Here is a 25,340-nt window from a genome sequence, read left to right as displayed (position 1 = left end):
GTGCTTTGAGATATAGCATCTGGATCAGGGTAATATTTGCGGAGATTTTCAACAACAAAGTTTTGGTAGTCGGCATGACTGCCACAATTAACAGGTAACATAAAATCGCCCTCCAATCAAAAAACTTACGGCCGCGCCGTAACGACACTTCCTTTTTAACAAGGGCGCGAAGCGCCGCATTTTTGGAGGTAAATGTCAAGTGTTTTTTGATAAAAAAGTGGGGGATTTTAATAAAAAAGGAATCTGAAAGCCGCATTGTTACTGGCTTATAGATTCCGAGAGTATATCATAATTCAGGGAGGAAGAATAATTCCTAATAACGATCTGGTATTTCAGGGGGTTATGGCTGCTATCATAATCTCTGCATTAGCATATATAAAGCAGAAAAAGGTACTTCATCTGGAACTAAACAGATATGCATTCAGAGAATGCTGGCCAGATAAAGGTTTATCAAGATATCTGAGTTTTGTACCAACAGCTCTGAGAAAACAAATGCTCTGGAGCGTGACACAGTATAATTTTGGATGCATTTTTTTCAGACTGGGCAAGATTGATAAAGCGGCAAAGTGCCTTGCTCTTATGCAGGAGTCATCAACAACTGCTTATAATATGCTTTTGGCTTTGCATTTAAAACATTACATAGCCTTGTATTATAACGACTATGATACGGTTATATCCTGCGCAAATGAGGCATCTGTGATTTATCCCAAGGTGAGACATACAACCTGGAACAATAAAATATTTGGTGATCTGCAAATGTATGGTGCATATGCTAATTGCTTCAAAAATAATGCGCCTCAACAGGTATATTCTGTTCTTCAGTCGCCACAGGAAAGACCTATGGATGAAGTTGAAAGGCAATACTATCTGTACCGCGCAGCAATAGTGCTGAATGATTTAGAAAGCGCAGAGAGATTCAAAAGATATGTGATGGATAATGCCGGAACTACATGGTATGGACAGGCTGTTAGGGAGAACTTTGTTCCGGAAAACAAACCGGTAAACTATCCCGGATATATTATTAGAACGGAAATGATAAACAGCCCAAGTAAAGTGGATAACAGCAGACTGAAACATATGTTACTGGGAGTGCTGATTGTTCTGTTGTTCTATATTGTACCCAGGTTGTTATAAGAGGCGGCAAGGAATTATAAGATGGGCAGCTGTGGAGTTAAAAATCCGCAGCTGTTTTTATATGGAGCAACATTCACTATCTGATAAATGCCGATAAAGATGGCATGAAGCTGAAATAATAAATATAAGATAAGGTGGACATCGCTGAAGTGACTGTCCACCTTTTTAACGGCATATCTTTGTGTTTTATGAAAATCTATACGGACGCAAAGGTCAGAATAGTTTCTCTCATGTCATCAAGCCTGATGCAGATAACACCATCCTCTAGGGACAACTCTTTATGTTCCAGGTAGGCTGGAATATGCATGCCTTAAATGGGTAAAAGTAAGTTTTTGTAATGATAGCAATGGTGTAAAATGGTAGAGATATATTTTGTTAAAGAATAATTGTTGGCGGAGGAAAAAAGTGAAGTTCTTGAAGTGGTTAAATCTAATTCCCCTTGTAATGTTTGTGATTAGGGATATGCTCGGAATGGCTGATATTAATCCCATATGGATGATAGTTATTGCGGCATTTGTCATAATGAATGTTTTTATGGCTAAAAGCATGAAGGAGTATCTCCTGTCTTCGTTATTATTGCTGATATCATGCGTTGCCGGAATGATACTAAGTACATATTATTACTACTATTTTGTTAGTTCTGATTTTGAGACACCTATTGTCGGAGCTTTCATTGCGATGGTCTATGGAATATTCGTGCTTGTACTGGCGGGAGTTGGTACAGCTGTTTTTGCCATCAGGAACAGAAAAGAGGCAGTGAAAAATGGAGATATTTGATATAACTGACGATAACGGCATTCCGACCGGGGATACTGTAAGCAGAAGTGATGCACATGACAATGGTATTCCTCATAGGACAGCACATATATGGATCGTGAGAAAAGAGGGAGGAAAATATCAGGTCCTTCTTCAGAAGAGGAGTGCTGAAAAAGAGTCTTTTCCTGGGATGTATGATACTTCATCGGCAGGACATATCCAGGCTGGTGATGAGCCACTTGAGTCTGCGCAGAGAGAACTGTTTGAGGAGCTTGGAATAAAAACTCTGGCCGGAGATCTTACTTTTGCCGGGAAGTTTCATATTAAGTATGAGATGGAATTCCATGGAAAAATGTTTAAGGACAATGAAGTGGCTTTTGTTTATGTATATGAGAAGCCGGTGGATATTTCCAAGCTGAAGCTTCAGACAGAGGAAGTGGAAGAGGTCAGATGGTTTAACATCGATGAGGTCCACGAGGGATGCATGCACAGGGATGGCACGTTTTGTGTTCCGATGGAAGGGCTTGAGATAGTAATGAAGTATCTTAAGGAAAAAGAAGAGAGACTAAGATGAAGAAAATAGTAGTGACAGCGCTTGTGCTGATAATGGTAATAGGAACAGTAGGATGTGGTGCGAAAAAAGAAGATGCAGAGATAATCTATGGTCATATGGAAAATAATGATTTTGTTCCGGATCATTTTGATAGTATTTCGCTATTCGAGGAACTGGAGACTGGAGGATACAAGATTAAGGCAGAGTCTGATAACGGAGTACAGTACACGTATCAGTCTTCTGAAGAAGATGCGGATATCCTGGAATACTATGAGACATGGAACGAGGATGAGTTTTCAGAGAAGTACAGTGGCGGCGCTTCTCTTAGCAGATGTGATTAAACTTTAGTCTATAGCTTGTTTTGAACAGTGAGTAATGAGGGAAACATGAAAAGACGAGTAGTATTATTTGTGTTTGCATTATGTCTTGTGGCTGGATGCGGTAATAGAAATGAAACTGTTACAGACAATGAGGATAGTAGCATGGCAAGCGCTGATAAAGTGGTTCAGGATGATAATAACGATGATGTAGGCGTTGAAGAACCTGCTGAGGATGATAATAGTGCTTTAGGATTAGACACATCCAAAATCATAGAGGAACAGTCATTTGATATCAAGCTAAATGGATGGGGAGACGTAAGATTTGTATCCTGTCTGCCTGATAAAGATAAAGATCCTCTGGCAGATGCTACGTTTTACCTTATGGATGATGAGAAGGTGATTTACAAAATGCCTTCTGTTTACGAAAACGACATCAGAGAATGGGGGCTTTTTGAGGACATTTCTTTTGTTGCATTCAAGGATATAAATGAAGATCAGAAGGATGAGGTAATTGTAGGAGAACTATACGTTACCGGTGCCGGACCGCAGGGAATGTTACCACGTACAGAGGTAAGAATATTCGAGGATAAGGGAGATGCATTTGAATATGCTAAGGATCTAAGCGAGTATATAAATGATTCAATGCCTGATGATGGCACAATTTACGATGTTTATGAAAAAGCTGATGGGGTTAAACAGAATGGTTTAGACAACAGTTCTGATGAGGCTTCTGCTGAGGATAGTACTGCGGGAGCAGGCAAATCACAGGAAGAGGGATATGATCGCACGTACCTTGAAGAAAAAGACGGTGTCTATACATACAGGCTGTCAGATGCCTCCATCATTGAAAAATATGATGAGTTGTATGCAGGTGCGTTTTCCAATTTCATTGAATCTTATAATGAAGTGATGAAATGGCAGAACCAGAGCTATAGATCAAAAGAGAAGTATACCGCAAATAGTCTTGTGCTAAAGAATAATGAAGGAAACAGTGTTGTCAAAACAGGCTCATATTATGAAATGGATTTTGGATTCAATCTCGATAATGTTGGTTATACTTATGTCGATCTGGATTGCGATGGAACCTTTGAGCTTATATTTGGCACTTTAAAATACAATGAATGGGTACCGGATAATGTTTTTGAAAGGGCTTATGCCCTGGTGGATGGAAGAACAGTAAAGATTTGTGAAGGTGGAAGCAGAGATACTCACTGGCTTGGATCAGATGGATATATATATGAAACAGGAAGTAGCGGAGCTGCTTATAGTGGGACATCCAGACTTCGGTTTGACAGTAAGAAGTTGCAGGTTGATGAAGATACAGATTGGGGCAGTCAGGGCTTTATAGAAGAGGAGTTCCTGGGATACTGGGAAAGACCTGTGCATATTATTGGACCCTATTCTGATATAGATGAAGCAGCAAGGCGTCCAGAAAGTGAAATATCAGATGATGAGTGGAGAACACTTATGGACGAATGGGATTCAAGACAGGTTGGAATAGAGTGGCTGAAAATGTCTGATTATTTAACAAAGCATCATCTGTTAGAATTCTGATTTACTATTAAATAATCTAATAGAATTAGAAATAAGTCGTGTCTATTTCGTATTCTTTATTGCAGAAGTCATATGACATTTGCAGAAAGAGTTGCGGTTTTGGCACGACTTTTGTTCTTATGGGGCAGGAAAATATTGATTGGGAAAATAGATATCGCTTATTTGCAGAGCCGAATATATATTCACATGCCGTATCATATTATCGACTATAAATCACTGTCTTTAAAATGTTATAATGGAAGTACATATAAACGAGGAGAAATACCAAATGGAAAATACTATGTATCAGGTGTCGACACTTCAGGCGCTAATTCTTGGGTACAGCCGGACGGTGATAAATGTAGACGAACTAATTCAGCATGGTGATACCGGGCTGGGAACATTTGAGGATGTGAACGGTGAGATGATCGTCATGGATGGACACTGCTACAGGTCAGATCAGTTCGGGAATGTAACAGAGGTTGATCCTTCGACGGGAATTCCCTTTGCTGCTGTGGCCAGGCTCTATGGCAATCAGCAGTTTCAGCTTAATGACATGCCGAATTTTGCCTCAATTCAGACAGAACTGACAAGGAAGATCGAAGAGGTATTCGGGCTTAACAGTATGCATATTGTCAGGATTGACGGAGAGTTTGGGAAAATCGATGCCAGATCAGAGGGGCCTTACAGGTCGCACCATATCAGGCTGAAAGAGATTCTTCTCCACACGCAGCAATCGTTTCTTTTTGAGAATATCCGGGGATCTCTGGTGGGTGTATATTTTCCAGATTATATGGATGGAATAAATATGCCGGGATGGCATCTTCATTTTCTTTCCGAGGACAGAACGAAAGGCGGGCATGTTTTTGATGCAAGTATAATCAAAGGAACAGCCAGAGTAGATAAGATTACCAGTATCCACATAAATCTTCCAAAAGAAGCGTCTTTTGATACCTATTCTCTTAAAGAGGATCTGGAAAGCGAGATAAAGTCCGTCGAGTAAAGTAAAAACATCAGATATACAGGCAGAGTCTTAAAAGGAACTAACGACCTCGGCGAAGAGGTAGAGATATCAGCTACAACAAAGCGCGTCTGGTCCTATTAGTCAGTTTTTCGCCGGATATTCACTCACAAGCATCCATAAAAGACATGTTGAATCACACATACGTGGGAACCAGTCATTAAACCTTGTAGCAATATTCAACTTTCTATGAAGTTCTCTGGCTGATATTGTTTGCTTGTCAAAATCAATATTTAATAATTCGTTCATTATGACTTCCTATCAAAATTAAAGTTTTTTAATCAGCAACCCTGATAATACTTACACAATTATTTTAAACTCAAGATTGTCTTATGAGACTAACCTTGAGTCCTATTTGCATGAATTATTACATATTAAAAACAAACAGTGTGTTCCTTGACAAGCGCTACATGGTAGGAGGCCTTAAAACAGATGCCGGAAAAAACAGACAGATACCCAAATCCGGAAAGATAGTTCCACTTGACGATATATAGTGGTGCTGAAGTGTGAATTGAATTTTGTGAAATTATAGTGGTGCTATTGTGTGAATAGGTGGGGCTCAATTGCGAACTAGGTGGGCTCACAGCCCGAAATATTCAGGTAACTTCAAATGAAAAAGATGTACATGGAAATTATGACTTTCGTGTACATCTTTTTTTGTAGCAATGCATTATTTATGTATTTTTTAGATTATCAAAAATCGGAATATAGTACAATTAGGGAGGATATTTAAAATCTGAATCGGGAACAAAAGTAAGTTATACCATAGGTTGCCTGCTTATGGAAGGAGAAAGTGGTGCTGTTATGGGCGATGTACCTACGCAGTCACTCAGAATGGCATTGGCCAGTCTGATAATTCTGCCTATAATAATTGTTTACCCATTTTTTAGAAGATTTTTTGTCAGAGGGCTGACTGCTGGCGGTGGGAAATGAAGAAAAGATGTAGATGAAGTATATGAAAGCAACAGGAGGGGATAAAAGGTATGAAATACAGTGTTGACACCTACAGACTTTATCAGAGCGAAAAGCGCTTTGCACATACTGTTCGCATCCATGTAAGAATGAAGGAGCCTGTGGATATTGATGTCCTTGAGCAGGCGGTAAATACTGCTATCAGGCGCTACCCTTACTTTGCTGTAAGAGTTTCTGTTGATGAGGACGGTGGATACGTTCTTGTACCGAATGATAAGAGAATAGTTGTTATGCCTACAGCAGAGAAAATGCCAAAGGTTGGTAGTGATGCAGTAAACAACCACCTTATTTTTGTGGATTGTTCGGGGAATGATATTTTTTTTAACATAAGTCATACAATGTGTGGTGGAAAGGGATTTCTTCCGTGGGTTATGACAAATGTGTATGAGTATATCAAAGAAAAATATAACGTGGAACCATATGCACCGGAAGTCAGAAAACCGGATGACGATCTGCTCCCAGGGGAAACATCAGAACCCACGATGGATATGTTGACAACAGAAGCGCCAGTCTATAAGAGAAAGTTCCAGAAGGCGCCTGTTCTTGGTCTGGACTATCTTAACGGGCTTTTTAATCCATTTAAAAGAAACCCTAATTATACGGTTCTTACAGTTGATCAAAATGATCTTCTGAAAGTCATAAAGGCTAATGATTCCAGCGTGTTGTTCTTTTTCTTTATTATTTTTGCAAGGGCTTTGGACAGAGTGTTCCCTGAAAAGGACAGAGTGATAGTAGCAGAAGCTGCGCATAATATGCGCGACAGCGTGGGACTTCCCAATACACACTGCGACTTCTTGAGTCACGTGTACGTGGATTATGACAGGGATGACCTGAAGGGAGATCTGGAGAAATTAGGGACAAGAACCAGAGGGCAGATGATCCTCCAGACTGATCCGTCTGTCAGCCATGAGCAGGTAAGAAAGCTGTTTGAGCTGTATGAAGCGGTGGACAGGGAGCATGGGCTTAAAGCAAAAAGAAAGTATATGGCAGACAATAGCCTTGCTACAGGTAAAGATGCCCAGCATGGTAGTTTTATAGCAAACTACACAGGACAGATGGACTGGGGAGAACTTGCCGATTACGTTGAGTTTTATGTATTTATCATCGAGGGGCATTTTACAGTAGAAATAACAGCTATGGCAGACAAGATTTTTGTTGGCTTTATGCAGCTGATAAACACTGATAAATATATCAATCTACTGCGGGAAGAGTTGGACAGGGTTGGGGTTCCATGTACAGTAGAAGGACCATTTCCCAAACGGTTGCCAAAACATGAACTGCCTGCAAAATAATATTTTTTAATAGCAATTAGAAAGATTAATCTATGAAACAGAATGACAAGAGAGTAATAGACAGATTTATAGAACTTGCGTTGGTAGACGGAGAATCATTTAATGAACGGATGGTTGCTGACTATCTTGTGGCGGAGTTTCAAAAGCTGGGAATAAAGCTTTGCGAGGATGATACAGCCGGTAAGATTGGAGGTAACTGCGGAAATCTATATGGATTTGCGGAGGGGCGGGGAAAGTATGCAGATTCTGAGCCTATTCTGTTCTGTGCACATATGGACACCGTAGCTCCGGGTAATAATAAAAAGATCATACTAAATGATGATGGAACCATCACAAGTGACCATACTACTGTCCTGGGGGCAGATGACAGGGTTGGTATAGCAGGTATTATCGAGGCATACACTGAAGTCTTGGAGGAAGAGCTGGATCATCCGCCAATAGAGTTTCTGTTTACAGTGGCAGAAGAGGTTTACGGTCTTGGAAGTGCAGCTCTTGATTATTCAAAGATTCGTTCCAGGATAGCTTTTGCTCCTGACTGCAGCGGAGAATACGGAGTCTATTCATCCTGCGAACCGACCCTCATTTCATTCGAAGTACATATAAAGGGCAAGGCCTCTCACGCAGGTTATGAGCCCGAAAAGGGAATAAATGCGATCGCAGTAGCTGCAGCTGCAATCAGCAGAATAAAGCAGGGATGGGCGGATGATCACACAACGCTGAATATCGGTACTATTGAAGGCGGAAGTGTGACCAACGCTGTTCCGGAAAACTGCCTCATAAAAGGTGAGATAAGAAGCGGTGTCCATGAAGATGCATATCAGACAATGGAATATGTGGAAAGCGTTTTTTCTGAAGAGGCGAAGAGTGCAGGTGCAGAGCTTTGTATAGATAAAAAAGAAAGAATCACCGTATACAGGAAAGATCCCGAAGCCCGGGCGGGAAGTGCTTTGGATAGGTATAAAAGAGCTTTAGGGAAGCAGGGCAGGGAAACATTGGCGAAGAAGTCCTATGGCGGAAGTGATATAAATTCTCTGATAAAACACGGGATGGACGGTCTTAATATATACGGTCCTATGTATAACATACATACAACTGAGGAATATACAACTGTTCAGGAAATAGTCAGCTTCGCAGAACTGCTTAAGATTCTTATGGTTCTGGATTGGACAGAATGATTGGGATATAGTTATCTTTCTTCCTGCTCTTTCTTCACTGGTATTCGGAGCTGTACATGTTTTGGGATTTGATCCCTCATCGCCTGTTGCATGGGGACAGGCGGTCGCCAAAACACTGGAATCAGGCGTTTTTGGTCTGGCCCTCCTTATACTGTATTGGAAGACAAGAAATATCTGGGCCTGCGGCCTGGCTCACGGACTGTTTGATTTTTTTGCAGGTTATACAGAAGGCCTGTTTGTTCCGGTTGGAGATTCGGGTTCATCGTATATTAATACCGGTGAAGATGGCGCGAGAATGGTAAGGAGAATTGGTTATGGAAAACAAAAAAGTAAGGAAACATTCATTATGTGAAAAAAATGCTGTAATCGCAATGATACTGACAGTTCCTCTGGGTTTATTAACTCAATTGAGCGGCCAGCCACAGGGAGTAGTAAGCGCACTTATTGTCTCCGCTCTGTCCCTGGTTCTTCTGATCATTTATAATAAGTGGTTTTCGCCTGAATTTGATGGCGTGTTTAAGGCTCATGTTCCGGTAAAAGAGATACTTATGGTATCCTCTGCGATGGCAATCCTTATTATCGGATGCATAATCATAAATGCTATATATAGTGGACTTGCTTTCAAACCATCAGTTTCTTTCGTGTGCCTGGCACTAATGGCTGGCATTAGTGAGGAGACCATTTTCAGGGCGATGCTTATTCCTATAGGAATGAGATATCTGAAGGTGAAGAATAGGGCAGTGGCAGCAGTAATTATCTCATCTGTCATCTTCGGACCGCTCCATTTGACAAATATATTCGTAGGAGCAGATCCTGTCATGACTCTGATACAGGCATTCATGGCAACCTGTGGCGGTTTTGTTCTCGCCGGAATATATCTGAGGACCGGCTCGGTAATCCCGGGAATGATTGCTCACGCTGTGTATGATTTTATCAATTTTGTTACAGATCCAACCATCAATGAAAAGGGCGTTGTAGTTTATGATAGCGGGAATGTTGGTATTTCGTATTATGTGATTATACTGGCGGTTTCGGTGACGCTTCTTGTAGCAGGATGCTATCTTATCAGAAAGACTAAACAGGATACAATAGAGAATATATGGAAGATCAAGTGGAGCAACTGAATTCAATCGGAGAAGGAAAAATGAGGGAAGGTATATAAAGCATCGGAGGAGATAAGACGAATGGATAACAAGAAAGTTATGGCTGTTTACTACAGCAATAATTACAACGGATCAAAGGTAAGAGAGCTGTTTGGATATACAGCGGGAGATGCATCACCGCTTTTATCAGTAGTAAGCTGGGGATTCTGGGTAGTACTGTATGCCTGGGTGCCATTTGTCTGCTATCGTGTATTTGATGATGTGAGTCCGGACAAGTTGATAATGACAGGTGCAGCTATTCTGGTAGCCGGGATTGTAGCCGATAATACAAACCTCTGGCTCAAGCAGGTAGCATCAAGACCAAGATATAAGTACCGGATAACCCTTGATGACCCAATGTCGGAGTTCAGGAACTGGTGGCAGATGATTCCTAATCTCGCCGGATCAAATGACAGTTATAAGAGCTGGCCCAGCGGAAATATGACAATAGCAAGCATGATGTTTTCGCTGCCAATGCTCTCGGATGTTCTTAAAAAACGTTCAGAGAAAAAGAATATTGTCTGTTTTGTGATTGCAGCATGCTTTGTTGTGCTTTACGGCTATAACAGAATTCATATGACAAACCATTTTCTTTCTGATATATGCTTTGGAACACTGATCACTTACATTATTTACCTGGTTGTGAGCACAGCGTTTTTACAGGCTGTGAATAGGGAAAAGTAAGGATTATGATTAAGCCTGGTATTTAAAAAGACGGAAACAAATCTTTTCTTATCGGTGTTTTTAACAGCGGATATGTCATTGCCCTGTTGCTCTTTCTGGCGGGTTCTATAGGGTCTCTTTGTGATGGGGTTATCGCATCAAGAGGACTGGGAGTAGCTGAGCTTGCGGCGATAGGTATTGTATATGGCGATGGCTGGTGAGTAAAGATCACCGTGATGGATAAATATGACAGAAAGACCAATGCAGACCTGACAACGTGCAAAGCTTTCTATGAAATGCTTGAGACACTGGCAGGTGATGATCCGGAGGAAAAGGCTGAGACCAAGACGTGGGCAAGGAGCCTTGGATGGACAGGAAGGATGAGCAGGCCTGGAAATATGCTATGATTTACAGAAATCAGAAGGTGAAGTAAGGCTTGTTATGATTTGCGGGGATGCAATTGTTAATGCGGCAAATTCAAGTCTGCTTGGCGGAGGCGGAGTGGACGGAGCGATACAATAAGGACAAATAGAATTATTCGGGCTCTGAAGCAGTAATGCTTTAGAGCTCAATTTATGTATAATAGAGATTGAAAGTTCAAAATTATCTTAAAGTATAAAGAACAAAATAGTTAAAAACATAATGTTGAAGGAAAACCGATGTTTTATTTGATTAAGGAAATGCTGGAAGAAGTTACAGCAGAAGAGATAAAGAACGCAAAAGATCAGTATGTTGCAATTCTTACATTTGAGGAATGGAGGAATTGTAGTGGCATATTTGATATGGGAATTGATATGGATATAGAAGATAAAGATATCCTGACTACAAAGGCAGAGGTGAATTATGACTCACTTACAGGTTCATTTGTAATTCCTGATAGAACCAACATGTCAGGAGAGAGTAGCAGATTTGCCTTTGCTCTTGATGAAAAGGGAATCGTATTTATCGATGATTCCGGTGCTGCAGCAAAACTGATAAAAAGGATTAAAAACACTAAGAAATGGCGTATGCCTTCCCTTGAGAGATTTCTTTACGATTTTCTTGACCAGATTGTGAAGGATGATCTACGACTCATGGAACGTTATGACAAAGAGCTTGATGCCATGGAAAATGCCATACTTAATGAAGATGAAAAAATTGCGTCCGGCAGAGTTAATGAGATAAGGAGTAATATCAGGGATCTTCGGATTCATTACGAGCAACTTATGGATTTAGGGCAGGAGTTTGAAGAAAATGAGAACAGCTTTTTCAAGCAGGAAAATATCAGATATTTCAGGCTGTTTCTTAATAGAATGGACAGGCTGCATGATACTTCAACAGCAATCAGGGACTATACCATGCAGATTAGGGATCTTTACAAGGCCCATCTTGATATAAAACAGAATAGGATAATGACTGTGCTTACAGTAGTTACAACAATATTTCTTCCTTTGACGCTTATAGTTGGATGGTATGGAATGAATTTTAGATATATGCCTGAGCTTGAATGGAGATGGGGATATCCTGTGGTTATTGCGATTAGCATTTTAATAGTATTGGTCAGTCTGCTATTCTTCAGGAAAAAGAAGTGGCTATAAACAGGAATAAAGGCATATGAATGGCAGGAGGGAGTCATCATCCGCAAAGCGGATTTTAGGATGTTAATATTGCAGTAAAACTTACTATCAGAGACGGAGTGAGGTATGTTTGAAATAAAGGATTGTGTGGATTACGAAGTTGCGAAGACGCTTATAAGGGAATACTCAGAGATTAAAGATGCTGAGAGCTGCTTTGTATCATTGGATAAAGAGTTTAGCTGATCTTGATACTTATTATAAAAATGGGGCTCTTTTGATTGGATTTGAAAATGGGAATCCTATAGCTACTATAGCGATTAAGCGTATTGATAAAGACACATGTGAGGCAAAAAGACTGTATATTAAGCCAAATTATCGCGGCAAAGGTTATGCAAGAGTTCTTATGAATGAGATGTTGGATAGAAGCAGAAAATTAGGCTTTAAAGAGATCACATTTACCACCAAACCAGAAGTGATGAGCATTGGATATGGATTATACAAGCGCATGGGATTTGAAGAAGTAAATTGTACTGATGGCGTGGCTTCTATGAGAATGATTTTATAAGTTATATGTTTCAGAATAGTATGTTTGATTGAATATTTCAAATAGCGTATAATCGTGACAAAATGTACTCTTAAAATCTGGAGGTTTCATGTTTTACAGTATAGTAATACTTGTGAAAGAAAACGGGGCATTAGCGCAGTTGGGAGCGCATCACACTGGCAGTGTGAGGGTCACGGGTTCAAGTCCCGTATGCTCCATCAATATTGGAATATTCATTTTCCGAGTTGGGATCAAACTGATCAAGAGGAAGATGTTGCATACATCATATGTTAATACAGCATGAGAATGAGGATGCACAAAATAAACAGGAGCCGGTGAGGCTCCTGTTATACGTTAAAACGAAGATGGATGATTATTCGGTCTTTTCATCCTGCTTCTTAGAATCGTTTTTTCTTTTGAGTGTAAGGCCCCCGCAACAACACAAAAGAACAGCAATTACTGCAATCATTGTTGTATCCATACCGATTTCCTCCTTATATTTTCTTGATAGGAGAATCTTAGCATATAAACGATATTGTGACAACTGAATAATGTGATTATACATGGTGCTATGAATTTGGTTTTGAATCAGATACATAGCGCTTTTTAAATCGAGGAGGAATAGGTGTTATCCTGGGTTTGATGTCCGTGGGTGAGAGACAAATTATTTACACCCATGCCAAGAAGTAAGAAACTTGATGAAGTGGAGAAAAAAGAAGGAACAGATCAGGCAACTTAGAAAAGGACCTGACCTTGAGAAGTTTCTGGAAGGGAAAAAGAGAAAAACAATGATTCGTGGAAGGAGAAGAAACGGATGTATAAAAGAGGAACATCACAGAATCAAGAAAAGCAGGAAAAAATAGATGAAATCATGAAAGGCATGAATTTAGGTAAGAAGAAATAGATACCAAGAAATCATTATTTTCCTTGTTGTAGGAGTAATAATGATGGCCGGTATGTTTACAGTAACTGTTGTAGAAGGGATTTGTGATACACTTACAGAGAAGATAATCGACTTATGAAAATAGGTTCAATATGTCAGAAAAATTGCCGTTTGACAGTATAATTTACTGTTAAATGGCTCTTTTTCTGTTATATTAGAAATATGTTTTTTGTTGGAGGACGCTTATGGTATATGGGGAAATATCTATTAAGGATAAAATTGAACTCATTGATAATATTCTGACTCCGGAGGATTTTGTAAAACTTAGAGTCACTACGGGTTTTGCAGATATTCCTGCCCCACATGCAAGGAAGGTCCTTCAGAATGGACTTTTAAATGTCTCTGCAGTGAAAGAAGGAAAACTAATAGGAATGGGCAGACTTGTGGGTGACGGTGCGATGTACTGGTACCTGCAGGAAATAATAGTTTTGCCGGAATATCAGGGACTCGGAATAGGGACAATGATTGTTAATCATCTCGTGGACTATGCTGCGAAGAATTCCTCTACCGGGATATTTACAACAATAGGGGGAGTATCTGCGAAGGGCAAAGAAGGCTTCTATGAGAAACTGGGATTTGAAGTAATACCCAATGGCATTCAGAAGATGATTGAAATATAAGGAAGGTAGAAATTATGCCTCACGTAGAAATCAAATGTTTTGAGGGAAGAACTGACAAGCAAAAAACAGAGTGTGCGGAGAAAATAGCACTGGTAATAGCAGAGACATTAGGCTGCAAGACTTCAAGCGTTTCTGTTGCTATTAAAGATATACCGGAAACTCATGGTTCCCGAAGATCCCGTCTGCGGATCTGCACACTGCCAGATAGCAGATTACTGGTCAAAAGAACTTGGAAAATCCGCTATTCATGCATATCAGGCATCCAAAAGAGGTGGACATCTTCATTGTGAGATGCTTGGAAACGGAAGAATAAGCATAAGCGGAGAAGCAGCTTTAGTAGCAGTTTCTGAGATTGCTGTTGAATTATAACTTCCAGTTAAAACTGACTAAGGCAAATCGTAGCTTGTAGGGGAAATATTATGTCGGAGTTTAGATGCATTTGGACAGATGGAAATAACGAAGCATTTCAAATTTTTTATGTAAAGACTGAAGAGTATTACAGCAAAATTGTTGGCGGAAAAGAAAAAAGAAAAGCGTTCATTCCATATAATTTATCGCAAAGTATAGAGGATGTTTTAATAGTTTATGATGATGTTGTTGCGGTAGGATGTGCAGGCTTAAAAAGTTATTCGGATGATGCAGTGGAAATAAAGCGCGTTTGGGTAGAACCTACATATCGAGGGAAGCATATTGCTGCTCAAATGATGGATTTATTGGAAGAAAGAACTAAAGAACGTGGTTTTAGGAAAATTATTCTACAAACAAGACCAATCATGCAGGATGCTGTAAAACTATATGAAAGTCGTGGCTATACATTAATAGATAATTATCCTCCATATGATAAGTTGGATGGAGCTATATGTATGGCTAAGATGCTGGACTAACAATTTCTTTCGGTAGATTGGTCTTCCGGGCATTTTCCGGAAAAACTTGTTGTAGCCATGAAGAAAAATATTAGTGTAGAACAGGAGCAAATAAATGTATGAAAGTATTGCTTTTTTGTTGTAAGGGATTTGAAACCATGGAGTTTGCACCGTTTGTCGATGTGATGGGATGGGCGAGAAATGATTATGGTTTAGCGACTGAAGTCATTACTGCCGGTTTTTCTAAGACTGTTGTATCTACATTCGGAATTCCGATTTTGGTTGATAAGACCTATGATGAGATAGATGTTTCCGAATATGATGCCCTGGCTATCCCCGGTGGATTTGAAGAATTCGGTTTTTATGAAGATGCGTATGATGAAAGATTTTTAAATCTCATACAAGAGTTTGACCGTTCTCATAAATTTATCGCTTCTATCTGTGTAGGAGCTCTTCCGATTGGAGCAAGTGGAATACTTAAGGGAAGAAAAGCTACAACATATCATTTGGGAGATGGTAGAAGGCAGAAGCAGCTTGCAGAATTCGGAGCAGAGGTGATACCCGATCAGAGTGTTGTGATTGATGAAAATGTAATAACCAGTTTTTGTCCTGAAACAGCTTCTCATGTTGCAATTGCCTTATTAGGCATGCTTGTGGGAAGTGAAAGGGCACAGATTGTTGCAAATGCAATGGGATAACTTCATCAGGGCTTACTGTGGAGAAAGCTTCATGGATAGAAGCACCGATGGTCGCTGAATGTTTCATGAACCTTGAGTGCAAGTATTTGTGGGAGAAAGAAATCGTACAGGGTGATGATGATGTTATGATTTGCCTTGAAGTTGTAGGCGGGCATATAGAGAAGGATTATATAGAGGATATGTTCGGAGACAAAGGGATTCTTTACAATGTCCATTATCCTATAAATCCGGAAAATGTGAAAGAAAAAGGCTGCGATTATGTAGCTGCATTCTGTATATTAAGTGATTTTGGAACACATGATAATCTTAAAGTCGGTGGACCAGGATGCGTAGGAACCATTCCAAAGTATCGCAAGAAGGGTATTGGACTCGAGATGGTCAGAAGAGCTACTAATATACTAAAAAAAGAAAAATATGACATTTCGTGGATACATTATACCCATATTGAAAACTGGTATAAAAAACTTGGATACGAAACAGTTCTGAAATGGAATGCTGACGGAATAGTATATTAAAAATATGAGTAATAGTAAAAACGGGAAGTTTAATCCTTCTGAGAAAACGCTTGATGCTGTGACTGATTCTATGGGCGGAAAATTTGCATAATGAAATATATTATTTGGAGAGTTTAAATGAAATTACTGGAGTTTTATACATTAGAATCAATAGATTTTCCAAAATTGATGGATGTTTATCGTGAAAGTAATGAGGATAATGTAACATTCTTGCATTTGCGGAGTTTGAGCGAGATATGATAGTAGAGCGCACTCAGGAAGGCCGAGAAATAGCAAGACAGAACCCCAACTATAGAGATGGTCGTAAAAATAAATACACTCCGCAGCAAATGGAACATGCTCTGGCTATGCTCAAGAAAAACTCTTATAATCAAGTTGCGGCTATGACAGGGATTTCAAAGTCCACATTGATAAGAGCGAATAAGGAAAAGATTAAATAAAAGGTTGTATTATAGTGCTAGCAATATAAGAAATGGAGAGAGAAAAATGATGAAGCGAACAACAGCAGTAATAATTGAATTAATCCCGGTATTATCGGTGATATCTGCACTTTTGCTACTTAAAAGAGATGCAGACTCTCCATTTTTAAGAATTATCACGATGATAGTTTTTATATTTGCGTTTTTCGGGTTTGTAGCCTTTTTTATAGGGAGAAAATTAGCGAGAGAGGATAAGGCGGTGAAGATTCTGGGAGTTCTTGATTGGATCTCAACTGCAATTATTGTGGGAATATACGTACTTGCATTTTTCGTTATGGCGATATGGTGATCTAAATTCAAGTTTGTCGGGATGATGTGATAGCGTGTTATCTTTCAGGATAAAATGGTATATGTAATGGAGAATAAAAATGAGCAAAGGTGAATTAATAGTATCAATAATTGTTTTCATGATTGCCATAGCATTAATATTTTTAGCGATATTTCATTTTGGCGAACGCGGATACTTGTTTAATAATGCGTATATATATGCTTCAAAAACACAGCGAGAGACAATGAATAAGAAACCATATTACAGGCAATCTGCGGTTGTTTTTTGTTTGCTGAGCATCATTTTTATTATTATCGGATTAGCCGTTGTGTTGCAAAATAGTATATTGTTCTTTCTGGAAATCCCGTTTTTTATTATTGTTATAGTTTATGCAATAATATCAACTTTAAAGATTAACAAACAAAATGAGGTTAATTAGATATATTCGAATAGAATGTACTTATAGCCAATTCTGTAAAACTGCAGGACTGGCTATTTTCTTAGCTTTACTTTTTATACAAAAGTCTTTCATAATCTTTACTTTTCGGAGACCAAAAGGTAAAATAAGTAAAGATTATGGAGGGAAGTACAATATGATCTCATATGAAGGTTTGGAAAATGCACTAAAGGAAAGAGGAATTGGTAAGACTGAGCTTTCAACTGAGCTTGGTCTGTCTACAAGGACTGTGGCTAAAATTGCAAAGGGTGAGAAGTTGTCGCCAAGAAGCATAAAAAAGATAGCAGCATATCTCGGAAAAGATCCTGACTTTTTAATGAAAAGTGTTTCAGATAATAAAATCTTGCAGTTGCTTCGTGAGGAAAAAGATATAAAGCTTCCTGGAGGGCTCTATCATGAGCTACAGGTAAGAATGACATATAATTCCAATCATATCGAAGGAAGTAAGCTTTCAGAAGATCAGACAAGGCATATCTTCGAAACTTATACAGTTGATATCGGCGATGGCGTTCCTGTTGATGATATTCTTGAAACAGTGCATCACTTCCGCGCAATTGATTATGTAATAGATATAGCAGAGGAAGAACTTTCAGAGGATATAATCAAAAGGCTTCACTACATAATAAAGCATGATACAAAGGATTCAACTTTATCATGGTTTGCGGTTGGAGATTATAAAAAACGTGCAAATGCCGTAGGGGGCAGAGAGACTTCGAAACCATCTGAAGTGCATAAGCATATGGAGGCACTTCTTAAAGAGTATAATTTAAAAAAGATTGTAACAGTAGAAGATATAATAGCACTTCATGCTGAGTTTGAATATATTCATCCATTCCAGGACGGAAACGGAAGGGTAGGAAGGCTTGTAGCATTAAAGGAATGCCTCAGACACAATATTGTGCCATTCATCATTGAGGATTCCAAGAAGAATTATTACTACAGAGGTCTCAAGGAGTGGAGAAATGAAAAAGGATGGCTCATAGATACTTGTCTTGATGGACAGGATACATTTGTAAAGCTTCTTGATTTACTAGAAATTGAGCATGATTGAGATAGTATATGGAACGGAAAATTTGAAGATAATAATGACAATAATGATTAGGCCTGTATCAATGATATGGGCCTTCAATTATGAATATGGTTAGCAGAAACTAACAACGGGTGGTATCATGTAATTGAATCAAGTTATCGTTTGTGGGCTTGAAACAGCAAAGAAGCTGGTTCTTAAGGAAGATGATGTGTATGAAGTGATAGAGGTAACAGAATAAAATGTGAACATATTCATATAAAAATGACTTTTCGGTTTCAATGACAAAAGACGGATTCATCTGTATAATTTTCTTAAATGAAACAGATGGGAGATAGATATTATAGATGGGTGAGGATATAAAAAGAGATCCTTTTGAGGAATATATAAGGCATGTTGAACCGGATAAGAGAAAACTTGGTTATGCCTGGTATACAGCTGTTGGACTTCAGGCTGTTGATGGACTTAAGACTTCAGACTATCTTAAAGATACCGCGCAAAATAATATTGAAGGAAAAATAACCATCTCAGAAGCAGAGAAGCTCATTGAGAGTTATTATGAGACATCAAATTCAAAGGATACTGACAGGACAAAAGAAGCAGACTGCGTATCAGCAAGAATAGCAGCCATATTGTCTGATGATGCATTCACTTTTTCACTGCCTCAGTATCTTGGTATTCATAAGAGACTTTTTGAAGGAATATATGACCATGCCGGAAAAATCAGGGATTATAATATTTCTAAAAAAGAATGGGTACTGGATGGAGCATCTGTACCTTATGGTAATGCCTTGGATTTGAAAGCTACACTTGAGTATGATCTACAGACCGAAAAGGAATATGAGTATTCTTATGATAATATCAGAGATGATATAAGACATCTTTCGAGATTCGTCGCTAACCTATGGCAAATACATGCTTTTGGGGAGGGGAATACAAGAACGACCGCTGTTTTCTTTATCAAATATCTGAGGACAATGGGATTTGATGTTACTAACGATATATTTGCTGAGAATGCATGGTACTTTAGAAATGCGCTTGTAAGGGCAAATTATAACGATTATTCAAAGGGAGTGCATGCTACTACTGAGTATTTGGAATCATTTATGCGAAATCTTTTACTTGGTGAGCATAATGAACTGCATAACAGAAATATGCATATCAGTGGATATTTCGAAAAACAGGACATTGAGAAAGCAAAACAGGACATTGGTGATAAAAAACAGGACATTGAGGAACAAAAACAGGACATTCATATCCCGGAGGAGATAGGAAACAAAACAAAGAATAATATTATCAGTTTGTTTAAAAAATATGGATATGAATCATTTTTTGGAAGATCGGAAGTGATGGAAACACTATCTATCACAGCATCTCCGGCATCAGCTTTGATTAAGCGGATGCTTGATATGGAAATTATATATCCTATGAAGGGAAAGGGAAAAGGTAAATATCTTTTCAAAAAGTAAATAAATGTGAAGAAAAGGGCTCTTATATATGTCAATAAAAGGCATATATTCAGGGCTTTTTCTTATATAAAGGGCATGTGCAGTATTGCAAATGCTTTTTCTCTTGCCCAATACCAGGATTTTATGCTGTGAGGGCAGACCCCAAGGACAAGCACAGGCTTATCATTGATGAAGGATGTCACCTCCAAGCTGGAAGAGCTGCGAAGCATTCTTACGGAAATTAAAAAAAGAAAAACGACAGGAGAGTATAACCTGAATGCCAGCATTGAAGTGGAGAAAAAGCTGAAGGCTGTCGTGGATCTTGATTCATTTGATAGTGATACGCTTAAGCTTATCCTGGACAGGGTACTGATAAAGGCAGACGGTACAGAAGAATACATATAATCCTAAGGGGCAAGATTATGTGTATATGCAGGGATGCGATGATGGAGTAAGCGCCATCTCCGAATATAATCCCAATAATGGAATGATAACGGTTTTGCTCAGCAACTATGGCGATAATGTATGGGCGAGGATGAGAAAAATACGAGAGGAAATGTATTAGCATTTGATATGTCATATCGGAAACTATATTTCAGGATAATGGATGATGATAAGACAGAGTTTTACAACCCCTGTCTCTATTTTGAAATAATACATTGACGGGTATCTATGTATATGTTACCATCAACACATAGACGAATATCAATGTGAGGAGGGGATTATGGCTAAATTAGATGAAGTATTGATATGCAAGGCTCTTGGTGATCCCAACAGAATGGAAATCGTTAAGATGCTTTCTGATCAGGAGAAGTGCGGATGCAAACTTCTTGAAAAGTTTGATATTACTCAGCCCACTCTTTCTCATCACATGAAGATACTGGTGGATTCAGGCCTTGTTAACGATAGAAACTCTTATAATCGATGGAAAAGTAGTTTCAGCCGGAAAAGTTCTTAAAGCGAAGGACGTTGAAAAACTCTTATAGAAGATGGCAGGGATATGGAGGAGAATACTATGCTTTTTGAAACGAAAGAGTGTACTAATCCAGATATTGTGAAAGAGCTTTTTGTTGAGTATTCGCATATCAAAGGGGCAGAAAGCTGTTTTGTTTCTTTTGATAAGGAATTGAATGATCTGCCTGGGTATTATTCAGGTGGAGCGATAATAGTAGGATATGAAGAAGATAAACCCATTGCCTGTGTTGCCATAAAGAAAATAAGCGACGAAACCTGTGAAGGAAAGCGTCTGTTTATCAGACCGGAATACAGAGGAAAAGGATATGCAAGGATAATGCTCAAAGCAATGACGGATAAGGCTTTTGAACTTGGGTTTAAGGAATTGATTTTCACAACGAAACCGGTAGTTATGAGAATTGGATATAGCCTATATAAACGTTTGGGATACGAAGAATTATCAGAGGAAAATGGTATTGTATCAATGAGGATAGATCTTAGCAAGGAATATCCGTATGGGTGATTACTAATTGTCTTTGGTGGTAATATGGAAGGTGAAGTGTGTGGTGCTGTATCCGGGGCAATCATGGTGATCGGGTTGAAATACGGAGACGGACCCGACTATAAAGCAACTGCTTATCCCAAGGCTGCTGAGTTTATGGAAAGATTCAAAGAAAAGAATGCTTCATATATCTGCAAGGATATACTTGGCTGTGACATATCCTCCGAAGCGGGGATGCTCTATGCCCGGGAAAATGGACTTTTTAAGGATATTTGTCCGAGAATGGTAGAATCCGCGGTTGATATTCTGGAAGATATGGAAATATAAGCAATTGGTACAGAGGAGAAATACGGAATTTTGATGGAGGAAAAGCAAGGTGAATGAATTTAATGAATGTGTTCATGAAGTCTTGCAGATTCCGAACTACGTTATCCCGGAAGTTAAAGCGGGAATGAGAGAGCCCTTGTGCAGTTTGTTTTGTGATTGACAGAACCGTAATTATTAAGTAACATCAGAACAGTTGAATTAAAAAGGCGCCCATTGCTACCGAGTAATGGGATTAACGTCATTCCTTTACCGTTAGGTCTTAGCAGGTAGGGGAATGGCGTATTTTATTATATGGAGGTTTTCTAATGAAGTGGATTTATCTGTTTATTGCAGGTGCTCTTGAAATAACATGGGTTGTAACAATGAAAATGTCTAACGGATTTACGGTGCTTATCCCATCAATTATTACCGGTGTGGGATATATAGCCAGTGCTGTGTTTTTGTCGATCGCACTTAGGCAGCTTCCTTTGGGAACAGCTTATGCTATGTGGACAGGCATGGGAATCGTGGGTACTACGCTGCTTGGGATTTTTCTTTTTCATGAGAAACTGTCAGTTCCACAGGTCATATGTGTTATTCTTATTGTAGTTGGAATTGCAGGATTAAAAATATTAGCAAAGGATTGAGGTTACTATGTTTAGAAAGATGAGAAGATTTAAGCAACAGATTACAGATGAACAGTGCATTGAAGTATTGAAAAATGCAAAGCGCGGAGTACTATCCCTGATTGGTGAGGATGGTTATCCATATGGTTTACCAATTGACCAGTGGTACTGTGAAGAGGATGGGAAGATTTATTTTCATGGTGCTAAGGAAGGTCACAAGATTGACGCAATCAAGGCCTGCGACAAAGCTAGTTTCTGTACATGGGATGAAGGCTACCGAAAGGACGGCGATTGGGCTTTAAATATCAACAGCGTAATTGTATTTGGCAGAATCAAGCTTGTAGAGGATGAGGATACTGCAATAAAGATATGCACCCATCTCACAAAGAAGTTCACAGATGATGAAGAGTATTTACAAAAGGAATTGAAAAATGCACTGCCGAGAGTACAGTGCCTCGAACTCATTTCTGAACATATGACGGGGAAACTGGTTAATGAGTCTTAATACAGACGTTACTATTGACATTTAGTCACTGGCAAGACAGCGAAATCTATTTTGGTTTCATGTGGTGCAAGGCTTGCCTGGCACTAATATATGGTGCTATGATGGTTGTACTTTTTGCTGCCGCTGAGGTGCAGGTATGGATTGATGTGGCTACAGATTTGTTACGTGACGTATAAGATTAGAACACTATACTATAGAAGGTCATAGCTTCATACTGCTGTGACCTTCATGAAAATTACTTGAAAGTCTTTTTTATCTGCTCCAGAAATTTTTCCGCAATAGGAGTAAAGGTCTGATACTTGTTCCATATCAGATACAGCTCTGATTTTAGTTCAGGTGAAAGCGGTCTGAATACCATGTCAGTTCCTTCAGTATTTATCAGATTTTTAAATGTAAGAAGTATTCCAAGGTTTTCTCTTGCAAATACAGAGCCGTTATAAGAAAGTCTAAAGGAACCCTCAAGCTTTAGTTCAGGATATCTGTCATTGGCCCACGCTTTGATTTCATTGCTCCAGCTCTGTTCAGAGACAAATAGAGGTTGTCCTATCAGGTCAGAGACCCGGATGGACTTTTTCCTGGCGAGGGAATGAGATGAAGATATGATTGCTCCCCACACATCAGCTTCCGGGAATTTTACATATTCATATTTATTGCTGTCAGGTGTTTCACATAGTACAGCAAAGTCTAAAATACCCTTATCAAGCTTTTCAGTAACCTGCTCAGTATCTCCGCTTGTTATATGATAAGTGAAATTAGGGTATTTTTCTTTTAATTTATAGATCTCCCTGGCAAGATATCTGATCTGATAGCTCTCAGCCAGTCCAAAGTAAATATCCCCACCGGTTATATCATCCAGGGAGTTAAATTCCTGTTCGATCTTATCTGACATGGCCACAAGATCCTGAGCACGGTCACGCAAAAGCATCCCCTCATCAGTAAGTGAAATACTGAAGCTATGCCTGACAAATAACTTTTTTCCAAGTTCTTCCTCTAATGCTTTTAATGTCTTTGAAAGAGTAGGCTGCGATACATGAAGCAGCTCAGCAGCCTTTGACATATTTTCTTCCCTTGCAACTGCAAGAAAGTATCTGAGATTTTTTATTTCCATGAAAACCTCCCTAAAGCTGACAATTTATGTGTTATTCCAAAAGTGAATATCATGATATTTATTTTATTCATTAGCGAAAACCTGGTCAAGGATTTACTATGAAATCAGAAGGAGCAAAAAAGATGGATACAGAAAAGATTCTTGAAAGCCTTTCAGACATGGGCTGCAATGAGAAAGAAATAAGCTTTATGAAAAAGATGTATGAAGAAGGGGATACAGATACACTTCTTCGAGAGCTCAGGAAATGCCGATGTCACCTCATGGATGAACTTCATGACAGCCAGAAAAAAGTAGACAACATGGATTTTTTGATACGACAGATTCAGAAAGAAAAGAAATTCAGGAGGGATTTATGGCAAAACAAATATCATCCGGCGAAAATATCATGGGAACAGAAAAGATAAGCAAGCTTGTGATCACTACAGGAATTCCTCTTATGTTCAGCCTGCTTATCAACTCACTTTATAACCTTGTGGATTCGGTTTTTGTGTCAAGAATTTCAGAAGATGCGCTGACGGCGCTTTCACTTGCGGGACCGGTTCAGCTCACCGTTTCATCCCTTGGTCTTGGAAATGCGGTAGGACTAAATGCGGTAATATCCAAAGCACTGGGTGAAAAGCGCCCCGACAAGGTCAAGGACGCAGCAAATGCCGCCATATTCATAGCAATATGCTGCTGGATAATAAATACTGTTATCTGTCTTTTGTTCGTGCGTATGTACTATGACTGGCAGGCAGGTGGTAATGAGGTAATTGCAAGATACGGAAGACAGTACCTGACCATTTGCATGATTTTTTCCTTCGGACAGATGGGACAGTGGGTGTTTGACCGTTTTGTAATAGCCAGCGGAAAATCAAGCCTTTTCATTTTTACTTTGTCAGCTGCATCAATTACAAATCTGATCCTCGATCCAATTTTCATATTTGGAATGTTCGGGATTCCAAGGCTTGAGACAACAGGAGCAGCAATTGCCACAGTTATAGGGCAGTGTATGGGCCTTCTGGCAGGAGTGATCATAAACAAGAGATGGAATAAAGAGATACCATTCTCATTTACACTAAGACCCGATATGGAGAGCGTCAAACACATCCTGAGGGTCGGAATACCTTCAACCGTCGTTCAGGTGTTTACATCCTTCGTGAATATAGGAATGAATTCGATCCTTATATCATTTTCATCCACAGCAGTTGCGGTGTTTGGAATATGCGCCCGCATGCAGGGAGTTGTGACTGTAGGTGTTCATGGAATTAATAATGGACTTATTCGGCTCTTCTGGCATGAGTGTGGTTCGCTGAATACGCCTAAGCCCTCATGCCATGCGGCTTAAGCGTATCTTACCCTATTGCGATTTGGCAACGGT

Annotated in this window: 35 protein-coding genes, 1 tRNA gene and 2 pseudogenes; 37 read left to right on the top strand and 1 reads right to left on the bottom strand. The window is 39.3% G+C overall.

From position 1 onward, the window contains the following. The first annotated feature begins 342 nt into the window (after positions 1-342). From BLR42_RS18110 to BLR42_RS17960, 35 genes and pseudogenes are all read left to right on the top strand, one after another. Positions 343-1,134, top strand: coding sequence for a hypothetical protein (locus BLR42_RS18110; protein WP_091872201.1), 792 nt, complete (start codon positions 343-345; stop codon positions 1,132-1,134). 405 nt (positions 1,135-1,539) lie between these two features. Beyond that, on the top strand, positions 1,540-1,911 hold the full coding sequence (locus BLR42_RS18105; protein ID WP_022762051.1) for a hypothetical protein: 372 nt from the start codon (positions 1,540-1,542) through the stop codon (positions 1,909-1,911). After that, positions 1,898-2,464, top strand: coding sequence for an NUDIX hydrolase (locus BLR42_RS18100; RefSeq protein ID WP_091872199.1), 567 nt, complete (start codon positions 1,898-1,900; stop codon positions 2,462-2,464). Before BLR42_RS18105 ends, BLR42_RS18100 begins: the two co-directional genes overlap by 14 nt. Next, a complete protein-coding gene (locus tag BLR42_RS18095; protein WP_091872196.1) occupies positions 2,461-2,784 on the top strand; it encodes a hypothetical protein in 324 nt (107 codons plus the stop codon). The genes BLR42_RS18100 and BLR42_RS18095 overlap by 4 nt, the downstream gene beginning before the upstream one ends. 45 nt (positions 2,785-2,829) lie before the next feature. Beyond that, positions 2,830-4,317, top strand: coding sequence for a hypothetical protein (locus BLR42_RS18090; RefSeq protein WP_091872194.1), 1,488 nt, complete (start codon positions 2,830-2,832; stop codon positions 4,315-4,317). 268 nt (positions 4,318-4,585) lie between these two features. After that, positions 4,586-5,299, top strand: a complete 714-nt coding sequence (locus tag BLR42_RS18085) for an acetolactate decarboxylase (RefSeq protein ID WP_091872191.1) — start codon at positions 4,586-4,588, stop codon at positions 5,297-5,299. 377 nt (positions 5,300-5,676) lie between these two features. Beyond that, positions 5,677-5,811 carry a hypothetical protein gene (locus BLR42_RS23815; RefSeq protein ID WP_278289402.1) on the top strand — a complete coding sequence of 45 codons (135 nt, stop codon included), beginning with the start codon at positions 5,677-5,679 and terminating at the stop codon, positions 5,809-5,811. A 489-nt stretch (positions 5,812-6,300) separates the two neighbouring features. Then, positions 6,301-7,581, top strand: coding sequence for a hypothetical protein (locus tag BLR42_RS18080; RefSeq protein ID WP_091872189.1), 1,281 nt, complete (start codon positions 6,301-6,303; stop codon positions 7,579-7,581). A 32-nt stretch (positions 7,582-7,613) separates the two neighbouring features. Next, entirely contained in the window at positions 7,614-8,756 is a 1,143-nt protein-coding gene (locus BLR42_RS18075; protein ID WP_034444456.1) for a M20/M25/M40 family metallo-hydrolase, read from the top strand. Beyond that, the gene (locus BLR42_RS18070; protein ID WP_091872186.1) at positions 8,743-9,108 is read left to right on the top strand and encodes a CPBP family intramembrane glutamic endopeptidase; all 366 of its coding nucleotides are present in this window, start codon (positions 8,743-8,745) and stop codon (positions 9,106-9,108) included. The genes BLR42_RS18075 and BLR42_RS18070 overlap by 14 nt, the downstream gene beginning before the upstream one ends. Then, positions 9,071-9,880, top strand: a complete 810-nt coding sequence (locus BLR42_RS18065) for a CPBP family intramembrane glutamic endopeptidase (protein ID WP_091872183.1) — start codon at positions 9,071-9,073, stop codon at positions 9,878-9,880. Before BLR42_RS18070 ends, BLR42_RS18065 begins: the two co-directional genes overlap by 38 nt. A 60-nt stretch (positions 9,881-9,940) precedes the next feature. Continuing rightward, a complete protein-coding gene (locus BLR42_RS18060; RefSeq protein WP_091872180.1) occupies positions 9,941-10,582 on the top strand; it encodes a phosphatase PAP2 family protein in 642 nt (213 codons plus the stop codon). Positions 10,583-10,794: 212 nt separating this feature from the next. Continuing rightward, a complete protein-coding gene (locus BLR42_RS22990; protein ID WP_207648573.1) occupies positions 10,795-10,968 on the top strand; it encodes a hypothetical protein in 174 nt (57 codons plus the stop codon). A gap of 34 nt (positions 10,969-11,002) precedes the next feature. After that, complete coding sequence (locus BLR42_RS24265) at positions 11,003-11,083, top strand: macro domain-containing protein (RefSeq protein WP_369094663.1); 81 nt, start codon at positions 11,003-11,005, stop codon at positions 11,081-11,083. A gap of 137 nt (positions 11,084-11,220) precedes the next feature. Further along, entirely contained in the window at positions 11,221-12,138 is a 918-nt protein-coding gene (locus BLR42_RS18055) for a magnesium transporter CorA family protein (protein ID WP_026498250.1), read from the top strand. A gap of 178 nt (positions 12,139-12,316) precedes the next feature. Continuing rightward, complete coding sequence (locus BLR42_RS18050) at positions 12,317-12,682, top strand: GNAT family N-acetyltransferase (protein ID WP_091872178.1); 366 nt, start codon at positions 12,317-12,319, stop codon at positions 12,680-12,682. A gap of 124 nt (positions 12,683-12,806) precedes the next feature. Further along, positions 12,807-12,879: transfer RNA gene (locus BLR42_RS18045), tRNA-Ala, on the top strand. A gap of 480 nt (positions 12,880-13,359) precedes the next feature. Then, positions 13,360-13,524 carry a hypothetical protein gene (locus BLR42_RS22985; RefSeq protein ID WP_170832864.1) on the top strand — a complete coding sequence of 55 codons (165 nt, stop codon included), beginning with the start codon at positions 13,360-13,362 and terminating at the stop codon, positions 13,522-13,524. 265 nt (positions 13,525-13,789) lie between these two features. Beyond that, positions 13,790-14,224 carry a GNAT family N-acetyltransferase gene (locus BLR42_RS18040; RefSeq protein ID WP_091872175.1) on the top strand — a complete coding sequence of 145 codons (435 nt, stop codon included), beginning with the start codon at positions 13,790-13,792 and terminating at the stop codon, positions 14,222-14,224. Between the two features lie 14 nt (positions 14,225-14,238). Beyond that, positions 14,239-14,328 (top strand): annotated as a pseudogene (locus BLR42_RS24260) (4-oxalocrotonate tautomerase family protein); the annotation flags it as partial. A 31-nt stretch (positions 14,329-14,359) separates the two neighbouring features. Then, the gene (locus BLR42_RS18030) at positions 14,360-14,593 is read left to right on the top strand and encodes a PhzF family phenazine biosynthesis protein (RefSeq protein WP_242879420.1); all 234 of its coding nucleotides are present in this window, start codon (positions 14,360-14,362) and stop codon (positions 14,591-14,593) included. 50 nt (positions 14,594-14,643) lie between these two features. Next, positions 14,644-15,108 (top strand): GNAT family N-acetyltransferase, encoded by a 465-nt coding sequence (locus BLR42_RS18025; RefSeq protein ID WP_091823956.1) that lies wholly within the window; start codon positions 14,644-14,646, stop codon positions 15,106-15,108. Positions 15,109-15,206: 98 nt separating this feature from the next. Continuing rightward, a complete protein-coding gene (locus BLR42_RS18020; RefSeq protein ID WP_091872167.1) occupies positions 15,207-15,785 on the top strand; it encodes a DJ-1/PfpI family protein in 579 nt (192 codons plus the stop codon). 17 nt (positions 15,786-15,802) lie between these two features. Beyond that, positions 15,803-16,300: a GNAT family N-acetyltransferase gene (locus BLR42_RS18015; protein WP_139165205.1), complete on the top strand. Its 498-nt coding sequence runs from the start codon at positions 15,803-15,805 to the stop codon at positions 16,298-16,300. A gap of 236 nt (positions 16,301-16,536) precedes the next feature. Next, entirely contained in the window at positions 16,537-16,740 is a 204-nt protein-coding gene (locus tag BLR42_RS18010; protein WP_091872162.1) for a helix-turn-helix domain-containing protein, read from the top strand. Between the two features lie 46 nt (positions 16,741-16,786). After that, positions 16,787-17,068, top strand: coding sequence for a hypothetical protein (locus tag BLR42_RS18005; RefSeq protein ID WP_091872159.1), 282 nt, complete (start codon positions 16,787-16,789; stop codon positions 17,066-17,068). 79 nt (positions 17,069-17,147) lie between these two features. Beyond that, positions 17,148-17,486, top strand: coding sequence for a DUF3784 domain-containing protein (locus BLR42_RS18000; protein WP_091872156.1), 339 nt, complete (start codon positions 17,148-17,150; stop codon positions 17,484-17,486). Between the two features lie 154 nt (positions 17,487-17,640). Then, the gene (locus BLR42_RS17995; protein WP_091872153.1) at positions 17,641-18,555 is read left to right on the top strand and encodes a Fic family protein; all 915 of its coding nucleotides are present in this window, start codon (positions 17,641-17,643) and stop codon (positions 18,553-18,555) included. A gap of 323 nt (positions 18,556-18,878) precedes the next feature. Beyond that, on the top strand, positions 18,879-20,000 hold the full coding sequence (locus BLR42_RS17990; RefSeq protein ID WP_242879419.1) for a Fic family protein: 1,122 nt from the start codon (positions 18,879-18,881) through the stop codon (positions 19,998-20,000). Between the two features lie 168 nt (positions 20,001-20,168). Then, positions 20,169-20,384, top strand: a complete 216-nt coding sequence (locus tag BLR42_RS17985) for a hypothetical protein (protein ID WP_091872151.1) — start codon at positions 20,169-20,171, stop codon at positions 20,382-20,384. A 319-nt stretch (positions 20,385-20,703) separates the two neighbouring features. After that, positions 20,704-20,889, top strand: a pseudogene (locus BLR42_RS17980) (ArsR/SmtB family transcription factor); the annotation flags it as partial. Between the two features lie 105 nt (positions 20,890-20,994). Beyond that, positions 20,995-21,456 (top strand): GNAT family N-acetyltransferase, encoded by a 462-nt coding sequence (locus tag BLR42_RS17975; protein WP_170832863.1) that lies wholly within the window; start codon positions 20,995-20,997, stop codon positions 21,454-21,456. 6 nt (positions 21,457-21,462) lie between these two features. After that, positions 21,463-21,762: a C-GCAxxG-C-C family protein gene (locus BLR42_RS17970; protein ID WP_278289403.1), complete on the top strand. Its 300-nt coding sequence runs from the start codon at positions 21,463-21,465 to the stop codon at positions 21,760-21,762. Between the two features lie 305 nt (positions 21,763-22,067). Then, positions 22,068-22,388, top strand: a complete 321-nt coding sequence (locus BLR42_RS17965) for a DMT family transporter (RefSeq protein WP_091872140.1) — start codon at positions 22,068-22,070, stop codon at positions 22,386-22,388. A 7-nt stretch (positions 22,389-22,395) separates the two neighbouring features. Continuing rightward, positions 22,396-22,872: a pyridoxamine 5'-phosphate oxidase family protein gene (locus BLR42_RS17960; protein ID WP_091872137.1), complete on the top strand. Its 477-nt coding sequence runs from the start codon at positions 22,396-22,398 to the stop codon at positions 22,870-22,872. A 235-nt stretch (positions 22,873-23,107) separates the two neighbouring features. Here the strand turns inward: BLR42_RS17960 and BLR42_RS17955 are convergent, their stop codons facing one another. Then, positions 23,108-23,980, bottom strand: coding sequence for a LysR family transcriptional regulator (locus BLR42_RS17955; protein WP_091872133.1), 873 nt, complete (start codon positions 23,978-23,980; stop codon positions 23,108-23,110). 122 nt (positions 23,981-24,102) lie between these two features. Here BLR42_RS17955 and BLR42_RS17950 point away from each other — a divergent pair, with 122 nt between their 5' ends. Beyond that, the gene (locus tag BLR42_RS17950) at positions 24,103-24,384 is read left to right on the top strand and encodes a hypothetical protein (protein WP_207648572.1); all 282 of its coding nucleotides are present in this window, start codon (positions 24,103-24,105) and stop codon (positions 24,382-24,384) included. Further along, the gene (locus BLR42_RS17945) at positions 24,333-25,307 is read left to right on the top strand and encodes an MATE family efflux transporter (protein ID WP_091872130.1); all 975 of its coding nucleotides are present in this window, start codon (positions 24,333-24,335) and stop codon (positions 25,305-25,307) included. The genes BLR42_RS17950 and BLR42_RS17945 overlap by 52 nt, the downstream gene beginning before the upstream one ends. Positions 25,308-25,340: the final 33 nt, after the last annotated feature.

It is taken from the genome of Butyrivibrio sp. INlla16, assembly GCF_900104155.1.
In the GTDB taxonomy this organism is placed as follows: domain Bacteria; phylum Bacillota; class Clostridia; order Lachnospirales; family Lachnospiraceae; genus Butyrivibrio.
This window is presented reverse-complemented; position numbering and strand designations above follow the sequence as displayed.